Origin of the sequence: Ralstonia sp. TCR112, assembly GCF_007997035.1 — a bacterium.
GTDB classification, from domain to species: Bacteria; Pseudomonadota; Gammaproteobacteria; order Burkholderiales; family Burkholderiaceae; genus Ralstonia; species Ralstonia edaphi.
Genome location: NZ_VOSS01000044.1, coordinates 1 through 14,436, shown reverse-complemented (window position 1 = coordinate 14,436; position 14,436 = coordinate 1). Strand labels below are relative to the sequence as shown.

The 14,436-nt window shown below is 65.2% G+C and carries 8 protein-coding genes, 1 tRNA gene and 3 pseudogenes; 6 read left to right on the top strand and 6 right to left on the bottom strand.

Annotation, left to right across the window (positions count from 1 at the left end; genetic code table 11):
- Positions 1-14: 14 nt before the first annotated feature.
- Entirely contained in the window at positions 15-173 is a 159-nt protein-coding gene (locus FUT88_RS26185) for a hypothetical protein (protein ID WP_186829300.1), read from the bottom strand.
- On the bottom strand, positions 170-487 hold the full coding sequence (locus FUT88_RS13180; protein WP_147215715.1) for a hypothetical protein: 318 nt from the start codon (positions 485-487) through the stop codon (positions 170-172). Before FUT88_RS13180 ends, FUT88_RS26185 begins: the two co-directional genes overlap by 4 nt.
- A 303-nt stretch (positions 488-790) precedes the next feature.
- Here FUT88_RS13180 and FUT88_RS13175 point away from each other — a divergent pair.
- Positions 791-867 (top strand) — tRNA-Asp (locus FUT88_RS13175).
- 156 nt (positions 868-1,023) lie between these two features.
- A complete protein-coding gene (locus tag FUT88_RS13170) occupies positions 1,024-2,964 on the top strand; it encodes a SurA N-terminal domain-containing protein (protein WP_147215713.1) in 1,941 nt (646 codons plus the stop codon).
- A gap of 79 nt (positions 2,965-3,043) precedes the next feature.
- Here FUT88_RS13170 and lepB read toward each other — a convergent pair whose 3' ends face one another.
- Both lepB and FUT88_RS13160 read right to left on the bottom strand, forming a co-directional pair.
- On the bottom strand, positions 3,044-3,736 hold the full coding sequence (gene lepB / locus FUT88_RS13165; RefSeq protein ID WP_147215712.1) for a signal peptidase I: 693 nt from the start codon (positions 3,734-3,736) through the stop codon (positions 3,044-3,046).
- An 82-nt stretch (positions 3,737-3,818) separates the two neighbouring features.
- Positions 3,819-4,427, bottom strand: a complete 609-nt coding sequence (locus FUT88_RS13160; RefSeq protein ID WP_147215893.1) for an arylesterase — start codon at positions 4,425-4,427, stop codon at positions 3,819-3,821.
- 73 nt (positions 4,428-4,500) lie between these two features.
- On the opposite strand from FUT88_RS13160, the gene FUT88_RS13155 reads away from it, so the two are divergent.
- Positions 4,501-5,211 carry an ABC transporter ATP-binding protein gene (locus tag FUT88_RS13155; RefSeq protein WP_147215710.1) on the top strand — a complete coding sequence of 237 codons (711 nt, stop codon included), beginning with the start codon at positions 4,501-4,503 and terminating at the stop codon, positions 5,209-5,211.
- A 9-nt stretch (positions 5,212-5,220) separates the two neighbouring features.
- Here FUT88_RS13155 and pgi read toward each other — a convergent pair.
- Both pgi and FUT88_RS13145 read right to left on the bottom strand, forming a co-directional pair.
- Positions 5,221-6,839, bottom strand: a pseudogene (pgi, locus tag FUT88_RS13150) (glucose-6-phosphate isomerase).
- 217 nt (positions 6,840-7,056) lie between these two features.
- Positions 7,057-8,361 (bottom strand): annotated as a pseudogene (locus FUT88_RS13145) (NAD(P)H-hydrate dehydratase); the annotation flags it as partial.
- Between the two features lie 226 nt (positions 8,362-8,587).
- On the opposite strand from FUT88_RS13145, the gene FUT88_RS13140 reads away from it, so the two are divergent.
- From FUT88_RS13140 to FUT88_RS13130, 3 genes and pseudogenes are all read left to right on the top strand, one after another.
- Positions 8,588-9,157, top strand: coding sequence for a winged helix DNA-binding protein (locus tag FUT88_RS13140; protein ID WP_004626997.1), 570 nt, complete (start codon positions 8,588-8,590; stop codon positions 9,155-9,157).
- 148 nt (positions 9,158-9,305) lie between these two features.
- Positions 9,306-13,411: pseudogene (gene purL / locus FUT88_RS13135) on the top strand (phosphoribosylformylglycinamidine synthase).
- A gap of 291 nt (positions 13,412-13,702) precedes the next feature.
- Positions 13,703-14,436, top strand: a 734-nt coding sequence (locus tag FUT88_RS13130) for an ESPR-type extended signal peptide-containing protein (protein WP_222614265.1), incomplete at its 3' end; no start/stop codon positions are given.

Genomic DNA, 14,436 nt, shown 5'->3' with positions numbered 1-14,436 from the left:
CTCGTCAACCCCTATCAGTACCGGCGCTTCTCGCTGCGCTCGTCGGATTGCTCTTGTTCAAACTCGCGCTGGAAGTCGGAGCGGGCTTTTGCCAAGCCCCAGGCAAGCAGCGCGCCCAGCACAACAGTCGTTGCCCCGAACAGGCCGAGCTGTCTCCAGATTTCGTGACTCATGCGGCCACCCCGTACGGCGAACGTTGGTTGTCGTAGATGCTTTGCGCATCGTTCTGGAGGTCATCCCATTGCTTGCCGGTGATGACGCTCGTCATGCTTACGCTCGTACCGGCCAGCGCCACATCCCACAGATCGACCTCGCCGCGATCCACGACGCCCCAGAAATCGACGGCCAGATCGCCGAACGAACCGGAGCCGATCAACTGGATGCGGTTGTCTTTGGCGACTTGCGGTTGAGCGGCCAGAGCCTTTTCGATCTGGTAGGCCGCATTGCTCATCGTGGCCTGCCGGTTGATCGCGTTTTCGTTCGTCATTTGCCGCTCCCGTGTTCGTCGCTAACGTGAGTACATGTTATCACGTAAGTTATCAGATGCAAGGGGTTTTTGCGAGGAGGGAAACAGGCAGGCGGGAAGGGGGGTTGCGCAGGACGAAACTGGCGGCTACTATTCGGCCTCGGTCACACGGCCGGGCGGTAAAGCGAAGTTGGTGTGCCTTGTAAGTTCTTGATTTGAAATGACAAGCAAATCCCTTACAAGGCGCGGGTCGGGAGTTCGAGCCTCTCAGCACCCACCATCGTTCGTATTGCCGCTCGCGCGTCGGGTAGTCCGACCCAATCTGGAGCGGTAGTTCAGTCGGTTAGAATACCGGCCTGTCACGCCGGGGGTCGCGGGTTCGAGTCCCGTCCGCTCCGCCAGAATCCTGTACAAAGGCCCGATTCGTTCGGGCCTTTCTCTTTTCAGCGGCGAACGCTTGCAGATCATGCTGCGTGCCATCCCGCGATTGTCCGGAATGCCGGCGGCACCTGATAGAATCGCCGGATTTTCCATCTTCCATTCACCTCCGGTCCAGCATGCTTGATTTCGTACGTACGCATCGGCGCTTGATGTTTCTGGTGCTGCTGATTCTGGTGTTCCCGTCGTTCGTGTTCTTCGGTGTGCAAAGCTATTCGAGCTTCATGGACAGCTCGCATGACGCTGCCAAGGTCGACGGCAAGGTCATCTCCACCAACGAGGTCGACGCGCGCGTGCGCGAGCAGACCGAGCGTCTGCGCCAGATGCTCGGCGCGCAATATGATCCGCGCCAGTTCGAAGGGCCGCAAATGCGTCGCGACGTGCTCGACGGCATCATCCAGCAACGCGTGCTGGCCAACGAGGTCGTGCGTTCGAACCTGACCATCTCCAACGACAAGATTCGCGACACCATCCTGCAGATTCCCGCTGTGGCAGCGCTGCGCAAGCCGGATGGCTCGTTCGATCAGGAAGCCTACGTGCGACTGCTGGCTGCCCAGAACATGACGCCGGAGCAGCTGGAAGGCAATCTGCGCTTCGAGTTGTCGCAGCAACAGATTCCGCAATCGATCGTGTCGTCGGCATTTGTGCCGAAGTCGCTGGTGGAGCGCCTGATCCAGGTACGCGATCAGCAACGCGAAGTGCAGACGCTGCTGTTCAAGCCGGCCGACTACGCTGCAAAGGTCAATGCGGACGACAAGGTCATCCAGGCTTACTACGACGCGCACCAGCAGGAATTCTCTGTGCCGGAGCAAGTCAAGGCCGAGTATGTCGTGTTCTCGGGCGAGGACATGATGAAGCAGATTCCGGTCACGCCCGAGCAGATCAAGGAGTACTACGATCAGAACGCTGCGCGCTTCAAGACACAAGAAGAACGCCGCGCCGCTCACATCCTGATCAAGCTGCCGGACAACGCCAAGCCTGCGGACAAGGAAGCCGCCAAGAAGAAAGCCGAAGAAGTGCTGACCGAAGTGCGCAAGAACCCCGCGAGCTTTGCCGAGCTGGCCAAGAAGTATTCGGGCGATCCTGGTTCGGCCGCGCAGGGTGGCGAGCTCGGCTTCCTCGGCAAGGGCGCAACCGTGCCGCCGTTCGAGAACGCGCTGTTTGCTCTCAAGCAGCCAGGCGACATCAGTGACGTGGTCCAGAGCGATTTCGGTTTCCACATCATCAAGCTGGAAGAAGTGAAGGGCGGCGGCGTGCAGCCGTTGGACGCCGTCAAGCCGGAGCTCGAGCGCGAGCTGCGCACGCAACTCGCCAACAAGAAGTACTCGGAGATGGCCGATGCGTTCTCCAACACGGTGGAAGACCAGTCCGACAGCCTGAAGCCGGTGGCCGACAAGCTCAAGCTGCAGATCCAGACGGCCGACAACGTGACCCGCACGCCGAGCCCCGCGCAGTCCGGCAGCCCCATCGGCAACGACAAGGTGCTCAAGGCCCTGTTCGCTGACGACGTGATCAAGAACCACCGCAACACGGCCGCCATCCAAGTGGGTCCGACCACGCTGGTTGCAGCGCGCGCGGCGGAGTATCGCCCGGCCACGGTGAAGAAGCTGGCCGACGTCCGCGAGCAGGTCAAGGCCAAGGTGATCGCCGAGCAAGCGGCTGCGCTGGCCAAGAAGGCTGGCGAAGAGAAGCTGGCCGCCGTGAAGCAGAGCAACAGCGCCGATGGTTTCAGCGCCGCACAGACCATCTCGCGCCAGCAAGCGCAAGGCACGCCGCCAGCTGCACTGACGGCCATCCTGCGCGCGGATGCGACCAAGCTGCCAGTCACCATCGGTGTCGATCTGGGTGCCCAGGGCTACGCGCTGTATCGCATCAACAAGGTGCTGCCGCCGGCCAATGTGGACGAGGCGCGCCGTACTGCCGACGCACAGCAACTTGCGCAGGCGGCCGGCCAGACGGAGTTCAACGCCTACTACGAAGCACTGAAGGCGCGCTCGAAGGTGAAGATCAACAGCAACGCGGTCGACACCAGCAAACCTGCCAATACGGCTGAGGACTGATACCCGTCCTGCAAGTAGTCAGACAAAAAAAGCCCCCTCTACAACGAGGGGGCTTTTTCTTTGACGTATTTTTTGCGGACTAGTCCAGCGGCTTGCCGATGCGCGCGACGCGCGGCATGTACCAGTGATCCGGATCGAACGACAGGGCCACGTGTGAAGCGCGCGCGATCAGGTTCTTGCGAGGGACCAGGCCGAAGTAACGCGAGTCTCGGCTGTTGTCGCGGTTGTCACCCAGCATGAGGTAATGGTCTTGCGGGACGGTGATGGGGCCGAAACTGCGCAGCGCACGCACCTCCGGCAAGACCATCACGGTGTGCTCGCGGCCGGGTAGCGCTTCCGACCACAGTTCGTGCGGCAGCGTCGCAGTTGCTTGCAGCAATGTACCGGGTGCGACGTCTGGCAACCGCGCATAGGCCATGCGCCGGTGATTGATGTAGAGCGCTTCGTCACGCATCTCAACCACGTCGCCGGGCAGCCCAATGAGTCGCTTGACCAGCTTCGTGCCGTCTTCGGGCGACGAGAAGACGACGACATCACCACGTCGAGGGTCGCTGCCGCGCTTGAGCCAGACGGTCGTGGCCGGTACGCGCACCCCGTAAGCCAGCCGGTTCATCAAAATGTAGTCGCCTTCGATGAGCGTGGGGTTCATTGAACCGCTGGGCACGATTGACCAGTCTGCAATGCAGGCGCGGAAGGCGAAGAGCAACGACATGCCGACCAGGAACCGCTTGTTGTCGCGCGCTGCACGCAGCCCGCTTGCCAGAAGCTTCATGGTGTTCGCCCGTGTTAGATGTGGCACCCGCAGCCCGACTTGGAAAGATGCAGCTAATGGCGCAGATCGGCGGGCCGGAATGTCATCTTCCGACCCGGCCTTTGAGAAGAGGTTCCAGCTTGGGCCAAACGTTATCCAACATCGTTGGCTGTGCGGCGGCAATGGGGTGGATGCGATCTTCCTGGAACCAGTCGGGCCGTTGCGCAACGCCTTCCAGCAGAAACGGCACCAGCGGCAGCTTGTACTGCTGCGCCAGCTTGCCGAACATGGCGAAGAAGCGCTCGCTGTAATCCGGGCCGTAGTTGGGCGGGATCCGCATGCCCACCAGCAACACCTTCGCGCCTGCGGCTTGCGATGCTTCGATCATGGCCTTCATGTTGGCTTCGCTCGAAGCGAGCGAGAGGCCGCGCAGCGCGTCGTTACCGCCCAGCTCCAGAATCACGACGGAGGGCTTTTCGCGCGCCAGCACGGCGGGCAGGCGTGAGCGGCCGCCGGCCGTGGTGTCGCCGCTGATGCTGGCATTGGCGACGCTATAATCGGGCTTCCGTTCTTTGAGGCGCTTGTCGAGCAAGGCGACCCAGCCTGTGCCTTGCGCAAGGCCGTATCCCGCCGACAGGCTGTCGCCCAGCACCACCACACGATGCGATGCCGGCGCGCCTTGTGCTACAGCCGTCTGTGTGAGCGGCAGCATGCCGAACACTGCGCAGCCGGCCGCCGCTGCAAGCCACTTCACGCTGCGCCTTCTACTACCAACCCGTCCAATCATGTCGTCTTCCGCTACCTGGGTGATTGAAGTCGATTCGCTGCACAAGACTGTGCGCGATGCCACCGGTGAGTTGCCTATTCTGAGCGATGTTGCTTTCCGTGTGGAAAAGGGCGAGACACTGGCGATTGTCGGCGCGTCCGGCTCGGGCAAATCGACGCTGCTCGGGTTGCTCGCGGGCCTCGACTTGCCGACATCGGGCTCGGTCAAGCTGCTGGGCAACGACCTGTTCAAACTCGATGAGGATGGCCGTGCCGCCGTGCGCGGCAGCCACGTCGGCTTCGTCTTCCAATCGTTCCAGCTGCTGCCGCACCTGACGGCGCTCGAGAACGTGATGTTGCCGCTGGAATTGCAGGGCGATGTGAGTGCCGCTGAAATGCGTCGTCGCGCCACCGTTCTGCTGGAGCGCGTCGGCCTCGGTGCACGGCTGTCGCACTATCCGAAGACACTGTCGGGCGGCGAGCAGCAGCGCGTGGCTCTGGCGCGCGCGTTCGTAACCGAGCCCGACATTCTCTTTGCCGACGAGCCGACCGGCAGTCTCGACACCGCCACCGGCGAGGCCGTGATCGCGCTGATGTTTGAACTCAACCGCAGTGCCGGCTCCACGCTGGTGCTGGTGACGCACGACCGCTCGGTCGCGGCGCGTTGCAGCCGCATTCTCACCATCGAAGCCGGACATCTTGTCGGCGACGAGATCGTCACCGAACTCTGAACGTTTGCGTCAGAGTGCGGCTTTGGCGCGGCGGATCAACGCCGCCGTCGATGCGTCATGCGCCACCGAGGCCGGCGCGCCCTCCAGCTCTGCCTGAATCGGCTTGGCGAGTTTCTTGCCAAGCTCCACGCCCCACTGATCGAACGAGTTGATGTTCCACACCGCGCCTTGCACGAAGGTGCGGTGCTCGGCGCAGGCGATCAGCGCACCGAATGACGCGGCGTCGAGCCGCTCCATCAGGATGGTCGTGCTCGGCCGATTGCCTTCGAACACCATGTGCGGCACCAGGGCTTCGTCGGTAACGCCGCCAGCGCGAACCTCCTCGGCGGTGCGCCCAAGCAGCAGCGCCTCGCCCTGCGCGAAACAGTTCGCGAGCAGCTTGGCGTGGTGGCCAGGCAGGTTGCGCACTGGCTCGAGCGTGGTGATGAAATCCACCGGCACGATCTGCGAGCCCTGGTGGATCAACTGGAAATACGCATGCTGCCCGTTAGTGCCGGCCGTGCCCCAGACGATGGGGCCGGTGTCGGTATCGATGGCCGCGCCGTTGCGCTGGACCGATTTGCCGTTGCTCTCCATCTCGAGCTGCTGCATGAAGTCGGTCAGAAGCTCCAGCGCGCGCAATAGGGCACGGTGCATGCGCTGGCCGCGTCGAAGAAGCCGCGATACCAGACCGAGAGCATCCCGAGAATGAGCGGCAGGTTTTCGCGCGGCGCGGCGGTCGCAAAGTGGCGATCCATCGCGCGGGCGCCGTCGAGCATCGCTTCAAACTGCTGCGGCCCGATCGCCAGCACGATCGACAGGCCCACCGCTGACCACAGCGAGAACCGCCCGCCCACCCAATCCCAGAACGTGAACATGTTCTCCGGGTCGATGCCAAACTGCACGACGGCTTCGCGGTTGGTGGAGACCGCGACGAAGTGGTGCTTGAGCTGATCTTCTGCCACGCCATGTTCGACAAACCACCGGCGCATGCTGTGCGCGTTGGCCATCGTTTCCAGCGTGGTGAACGTCTTCGAGCAGACGATGGCGAGCGTGGTATCCGGATTCAGATGCTCGAGCGTTTCAGCCAAGTCCGTGCCGTCAACGTTGGAGACGAAATGCACGCGCACCTGCGGCACGGCAAGGTGGTCGAGCGCACGGCACACCATGCGCGGGCCGAGGTCTGAGCCGCCAATGCCAATGTTCACGATGTCCGTGATGCGCTGGCCCGAGTGGCCTGTCCAGGCGCCGCTATGCACGCGGTTGGCGAAGTCGTGCATCTGGGCGCGCACGCGCAGCACTTCGGGCATGACGGGCTCGCCATCGGCGCGATAGTCGTCTTCAGCGCGGCCACGCAGGGCTGCATGCAGGACGGAGCGGTGCTCGGTGTTGTTGATGCGGTCGCCACGCAGCATGGCGTCGCGCAGCGGGAGTACGCCGGCCTCGTCGGCCAGTTGCAGTAGCAGCGCCAGCGTCTCAGGCGTGATGCGGTTCTTGGAGTAGTCGACCGTCAGGCCAGCGGCTTCCAGTGTGAAGGCGCGTACCCGCTCCTCGGCGTCCGGCGCGGCAAACCAGTCTCGCATATGTGTCGCGCGGATCGATTCTGCGTGTTGCGTCAGGGACTGCCAGGCGGGTAGGGCTGTGGGCATACGGCGTGATGTGACGTGAGGTTGGTGCGGGAAAACGAATGGGCAGTATAACGGCGCAATATGACGTGTTTCTATCGGCGAACGTCCGACGCCAGCAAGGCGTTGAGCGCACGCCGCGCCGGCGCGCATAGCTCGCTTGCGTGCAGGCCGATGGGCCCGACGCCTGCCTGGACCAGATCGTCGCGGCCCGGCCATGCAGCCATACACCGGCGAGTGCTGCTTCGCGCGCTCCCATGCCCTGCGCAAGCAGCGCGCCGATCATGCCGGTCAGGACATCGCCCGTGCCGCCGGTGGCGAGCCCGCCGTTGCCGGTGGGGTTGACGGCCGGCGCGATGCCCGGCGCCGCGACGATCGTGCCCGAGCCTTTGAGCACGACCACCGCGCCAGTCCGGTTGACGAGCGCCTGGGCGGCGGCCAGCCGATCGTGCTGCACAGCGCGCGCATCGGTCCAGCAGGCGCGCGGCCTCCAGCGGATGCGGCGTCAGCACCAACGGCACACCGTTCCGGCCAACTGCGTGAGGCGCGCGAGCAGGGCGGGCGTTTTCGCAAAGAGATTCAGTGCATCGGCATCGAACACGGCAGGCGTGTGCGCGGACAGCATGCGGTCCAGCAGATGCTCGAGCGCCGCTTCCGATTCCTTGCCGGTGCCCATGCCGGGGCCCACGGCCAGCGCCTGCATGCCGCCAAGATCCAGCGCGCCCCATGTGTGCAGCATCAATTCCGGTTGCGCGGGGTCGACACGCGGCGCGTCGGCGGCCAGCGAGGCCACGTGCACCTTGCCCGCGCCCAGATAAAGGGCACCGCGCGCCGACAGCAGTGGCGCCCCGACCATGCCCGCGGCGCCGCCCACGATGGCCACGCTGCCGTACGTGCCCTTGTGGCCGTTATGCCGCCGGCGCGGCACGTGCGCGAGCCAGCGTGACGGCGTGTTGACGAAGGCGTCTGCTTCGACCACGCCGTCATAAGCCGGTTGCGCGGCTTGCAGGTCGGCCAGCGCGATGTCGCCGGTGGCGTCACGGCCATCGCCTGTCAGCAAGCCCGGTTTGACGGCGAGGAACGTGATGGTGGCGCGCGCCTGGATCACCGGCGAATCCGGGGCAGGCGGCTGGCCGGTATCGCCGTTCAGCCCGGAGGGAATGTCCAGCGCATAGACCGGCAATCCGCTGGCGTTGATGGTGTCGACCAGCGCCGCATGCAATCCCGTCAGCGGCCGGGCGAGTCCCACACCGAAAAGCCCATCGACGATGGCCGAGGTGGCGGCTGGCACCGAAGCCACAGCGTGCAACCGCTCGATGAGGACATTCGCGGCACACGCCTCCGTCCAGGCGCGGCGCGCATCGTCGGGCAGCTTTGCCGGGTCGGCGGCAAGCCACACGGTGACGGCGCGCCCCGCTAAATGCAGCACGGTCGCCGCAACGAGCGCATCGCCACCGTTGTTGCCTGGGCCGGCAACGAGCAGCACATGCCCATGCGGCGCGCGCGTCTGCAGCCAGTCGGCGGCGGCTTCGCCGGCCCGGGCCATCAAGGTGAAGGGTTCCAGGGTTCGGTACGCGGCGGCTTCCAGCGCGCGGATGCCGGCCGTGCCGAACAGCAGATCGGCGCCGTGGTGCGCGGCCAGGGCGCCGTCGATCAGGATTTCGCGCCAAGTAGGGTGTGAGGACATGGCAACTACGCTTTCCACTGTGCAGACATGACGATCTATTCTCTTACAATAGCCCGCGTTTCCGGTCCTTTCCCTGCCCGTTGCAATGTCCAAATCGCCGACCACCCCGAAAGCTGATCTGCCGCAATCCGCAGCCAATGAGGACGCCGGCAAGGGCGGGCCGATCGTGTCTTCGTCACACTTGGTGTCGGCGCGCAGCCCGGAGCTGTCGGAGTTCGAGTTTGCGCTCAACACCGCCTACAACGCCTACAACCGCTGGTGCGTGCGCTGCATGGCCGCCGCCGGCGTGCGCGACCTGACCTTCCTCGACGTGCTGGTGGTGCACCACGTCAACCACCGTGGCCGCGCCAAGCGCCTGGCCGACATCTGCTTCGTGCTCAACGTGGAAGACACCCACCTCGTCACGTATTCGCTCAAGAAACTGCAGGGGATGGACCTGGTGGAGGGCACGCGCAACGGCAAGGAAGTCACCTACACGACCACCGAAGCCGGCGAAAAGGCCTGCGCCCGGTACCGCGAGATCCGCGAGCAGTGCCTGACCAGCAATATTTCGCCCAGCGGCGAGGAAAATGCCGAAATTGGCGAACTGGCGCGCCTGCTGCGCGTGCTGACGGGCCTGTACGAGCAGGCGGCACGGTCCGCCACGTCGCTGTAAAACGGGCGTTTTCGACAATTTCCGGCCGAGGCAGGCGCATTTCAGGCCGATTTGAGGGTCGGTAACAAGGGCCGGGCAAGGTACAATAGCGGTTTTCCCGCGCACGCCGGGAAGTCCCTCCTTCCAGCTACTGCCTGCCTTGCCCACCATGGCGCATTTCTCGTGCTTTCCCGGCGCTCTCGCGCTGTCCGCCTTCCGCCAGCAACGCCTGCTTTCCACCCTCAAGCGCATCGATCCGGACATCGACGCCGTCAGTGCCCAATACCTGCACTTCGTGGCCGCCGATACGCCGCTGTCGGCCGATGAAGCCGCCCGTGTGCAAGCGCTGCTGACCTACGGTTCGCCCGCCCCGGCCGATGTCGAGGGTGACCGCTTTGTGGTGATCCCGCGTTTCGGCACGATCTCGCCGTGGGCCAGCAAGGCGACGGAAATCGCCCGCCACTGCGCACTGCCGCAAATCCATCGCATCGAGCGCGGCGTGGAATTCACCGTCACGTGCAAGAAGGGCCTCATCCGCAGCCTGACCGGCGCTGCCAAGCACCTCGACGACGCCACTCGCGCCGCCGTCGCCGAGCATCTGCACGATCGCATGACCGAAACCGTCATCGACTCGCGCGAAGCCGGCTACGGCCTGTTCGACGTGTTGCCCGCCAAGGCATTGCGCTTTGTCGATATCGCCGGTGGCCAGGATGCTGGTCGTCGTGCCTTGGAAGCCGCCAACGTCGAGATGGGCCTGGCGCTCTCCGACGATGAAATCGACTACCTGGTCGACGCCTACCGCAAGCTCGAACGCAACCCGACCGACGTCGAGCTGATGATGTTTGCGCAGGCCAACAGCGAGCACTGCCGCCACAAGATCTTCAACGCCGACTGGACCATCGACGGCGAAACGCAGGACAAATCGCTCTTCGCGATGATCCGCAACACGCACCAGCTTGCGCCGCAGGGCACGATCGTCGCGTATTCGGACAACGCCGCCGTGATGGAAGGCGGCATGGCCGAGCGCTGGTTCCCGCATGCGGGCACCGAAGGCGAGACGGGCGTGCCGCAATACGGCCGCCGCGAAGCCCTCACGCATACGCTGATGAAGGTGGAGACGCATAACCACCCGACGGCCATTTCGCCGTTCCCGGGCGCGTCGACGGGCGCGGGCGGTGAAATCCGCGACGAAGGCGCGACGGGCCGCGGCGCCAAGCCCAAGGCCGGTCTGACAGGCTTTACGGTGTCGAACCTGCTGCTGCCGGAAGCCGTGCAATCGTGGGAAAACGCGCGCGATACCGCCCAGCCCGTGGCGCACCGCAATCCGAATGAAGCCGCACCGGGCCCCGTCGGCAAGCCTGACCGCATCGCCTCGCCGCTGCAGATCATGATCGAAGGCCCGATCGGCGGCGCCGCGTTCAACAACGAATTCGGCCGGCCCAACCTCGGCGGCTACTTCCGTGTCTACGAGCAGAACGTCGGCGGCACCGTGCGCGGCTATCACAAGCCGATCATGATCGCCGGCGGCATCGGCAACATCGATGCCGGCCACACGCACAAGCACGGCCTGCCGGCCGGCACGCTGCTGATTCAGCTGGGTGGCCCCGGCATGCGCATCGGCATGGGCGGCGGTGCTGCCAGCTCGATGGCCACCGGCACCAATACCGCCGACCTGGACTTCGATTCCGTCCAGCGCGGCAACCCCGAAATGCAGCGCCGCGCGCAGGAAGTCATCAACGCGTGCTGGGCGCTGGGTGAGGACAACCCGATCCTGTCGATTCACGACGTGGGCGCGGGCGGCATCTCCAACGCCTTCCCGGAACTCGTCGATGGTGCCGACAAGGGCGCGCGCTTCGACCTGCGCCAGGTGCATCTGGAGGAGTCCGGCCTGAGCCCGGCAGAAATCTGGTGCAACGAATCGCAAGAGCGCTACACGCTGGCGATTGCCCCCGGCGATTTCCCGCGCTTCCAGGCCATGTGCGAGCGCGAGCGCGCGCCGTTCTCGGTGGTCGGTTTCGCCACGGACGAGCAGCAGCTGCAAGTGGTCGACAGCGATACCGCAGCCGATCTGCCCGAGCACTTCCCCGTCAACATGCCGATGGACGTGCTGCTCGGCAAGCCGCCGCGCATGCACCGTGATGTGCGTCGCGTCGCGCAGGAACTGCCGGAAGTCGATGTCACCGGCCTGGACCTGGAAGTCGTTGCACGCGACGTGCTGCGTCATCCCACCGTCGCCAGCAAGTCGTTCCTGATCACCATCGGCGACCGCACGGTCGGCGGCCTGAACACGCGCGACCAGATGGTCGGCCCGTGGCAGGTGCCGGTGGCCGACGTGGCCGTCACCACGCTCGACTACAAGGGCTACGCCGGCGAGGCGATGACGATGGGCGAGCGCACGCCGCTGGCCGTCATCAACGCACCGGCATCGGGCCGCATGGCCATCGGCGAGTCCATCACCAACATCGCCGCTGCGCCGATCGACTCGCTCACGCAATTGAAGCTGTCGGCCAACTGGATGGCCGCCTGCGGCGTGAACGGTGAAGACGCCCGCCTGTACGACACCGTCAAGGCCGTCGGCATGGAGCTGTGCCCGGCACTGGGCATCAGCATTCCGGTGGGCAAGGATTCGCTGTCGATGCGCACCAAGTGGGAAGACGAAGGCGCAGCGAAGGAAGTCGTCGCGCCGGTCTCGCTGATCGTCTCGGCGTTTGCCCCGGTGACGGATGTGCGCAAGACGCTCACGCCGCAGCTCAAGCAAGTGGAATCGGCCAACGCGCCGGCAGACACCACGCTGATCCTGATCGACCTGGGCCGCGGGAAGAACCGCATGGGCGGCAGCATCCTGGCGCAGGTCACGGAGCAGATCGGCAACAGCGTGCCCGACGTGGACGACGCCGAAGACCTCAAACGCTTCTTCGCCGCCATCCAGCAACTGAACGCGAGCGACTCGCTGCTGGCGTATCACGACCGCTCCGACGGCGGCCTGTGGGCAACCGTCTGCGAAATGGCCTTCGCCGGCCACTGCGGCGTGTCGATCAACGTCGACATGCTCACGCTCGACGGCGCGCATGAATCCGACTACGGCGACGCCAAGAACTGGGCGCAGCAAGTTTCCGGCCGCCGCGCCGACCTGACGCTGCGCGCGCTGTTTGCCGAAGAACTCGGTGCCGTCATCCAGGTGCCGCTGGCCCAGCGCGACGCTGTGTTCGCGGTGCTGCGCGAGCACGGCCTGGCCGGTTGCAGCCACGTGATCGGCGCGCCCAACGCCAACGACCACATCGAAATCTGGCGCGACGCCAAGAAGGTGTTCAGCGCGTCGCGCATCGAACTGCAACGCACCTGGACGGACGTCTCCTGGCGCATCGCCAGCCTGCGCGACAACCCCGAGTGCACGCAGAGTGAATACGACCGCATCCTCGACGCTGAAGACCCGGGCATCTCGCCCAAGCTCACGTTCGATATTGCGGAAGACGTGGCCGCACCGTTCATCGCCACGGGCGCCCGCCCGCGCATGGCGATCCTGCGCGAGCAGGGCGTGAACTCGCAGATCGAAATGGCCTACGCGATGGACAAGGCCGGCTTCGACACCTACGACGTCCACATGAGCGACCTGCTGGCCGGCCGCACGAACCTCGCCAGCTTCAAGGGCTTCGTCGCCTGCGGCGGTTTCAGCTACGGCGATGTGCTCGGCGCGGGCGAAGGCTGGGCGAAAACGATCCTCTTCAACAGCATGCTCGCCGAGCAGTTCGCCGCCTTCTTCAACCGCACCGATTCGATTGCGCTGGGCGTGTGCAACGGCTGCCAGATGATGGCGAACCTCGCCCCGATCATCCCGGGCGCCGGCGCATGGCCGAAGTTCACGCGCAACCAGTCGGAGCAGTACGAAGGCCGTCTGGTGACCGTGCAGGTGGAGGCATCGCCGTCGATCTTCTACGCGGGCATGGAAGGCAGCCGCATTCCCATCGTCGTCGCGCACGGCGAAGGCTATGCCGACTTCTCGCAGCAAGGCGACATCGGCAAGGTCGCCGTCGGCCTGCGCTACGTCGACAACCGTGGCGAAGTCACGCAGACGTACCCGCTGAACCCGAACGGCTCGCCGCAGGGCATTGCTTCGGTGACGACGCATGACGCCGTTTCACGGCCCTGATGCCGCATCCGGAACGCGTGTTCCGCGCCGTGCAGATGAGCTGGCATCCGAAGGAATGGGAAGCCGCCGGCGACGGCAGCAGCCCGTGGATGCGGATGTTCCGCAACGCGCGGAAGTGGATGGCGTAAGCAGTCCGCTCAGCAGCAAAATGAAAAACGCGCCGGGGCGACTCGGCGCGTTTTTTTGCCTTCCGCCGGGCCGATTGAGCCCGCGCAGCCACCCTGACCAATAGCCCGGGCAATATTTCCCAGGCAAGTGTTATATTTCGCGCGCATGCGCCCCGGCCTATGAGCCGAAAACGCAGTACCCGCCGCCGGCGCGCCAGAGAACGACAACACAAGAACGGGTCACCCGCGCCACGGTCCTGCCTCTCAACGGCCAGCGCCCGACCCATGGGTCTATGCAACGAGGGGATCGACATGAACCGGGTCTATCGGCTGGTCTGGAGCCGCAGCTTGCGCGCTCCGCAAGTGGTGTCCGAATGTACAAAGGCGTCGCACGGGGGCGTTGACGCCGGCAACGACACGACCCACGCGCGGCGGCGCGCATCCATCATTTCAATCGGCGTATCGCTTGGGCTGGCCGGCGCAGCGCTCCCAGGCTGGGCCGCGACCTGCTCGCCCAGCACGATCGCAAACTGCAGCGCGGCGGGTGGCGCCGGCATCCCGAACCGCAGCGGTAATGGCGGCAGCGGCAACGGCGGTGGCGGCGGTTCGTCCGGGCTGGGCAACGGCGGCGCAACGGTGCAGATCCCTGGCGGTGCAACGTCAGGCGGGACTGGCGGCACCGGGGCCCTCAACGACAGCGGCCAAAACGGCCCCGGCGGGGCGCCTGCAGTGGTGCTCGCTGGCGATGCGGTGGTCAATACGAACGTACAGGGCGGGTCGGGCCAAGCGTTCGACGGATTCAATTTCGCTGGCGGTGCCGGGGGCGGCGGCGCCGGCGTGTACTCCACGGGCACCAGCGTCACGGTCAACAGCGGCATGACCGTTCAGGGTGGCGCCGGCGGAAATGGCGGAGCCGGCACATCGGGGCCGGCCTCCAACGGCGGCGGCGGCGGCGGCGGTGGCGCTGCCCTGGTGATGGTGACGCCGGCGGCCGATGTCAACAACCAGGGGACGCTGGTCGGTGGCAATGGCGGTAACGGAGGGGG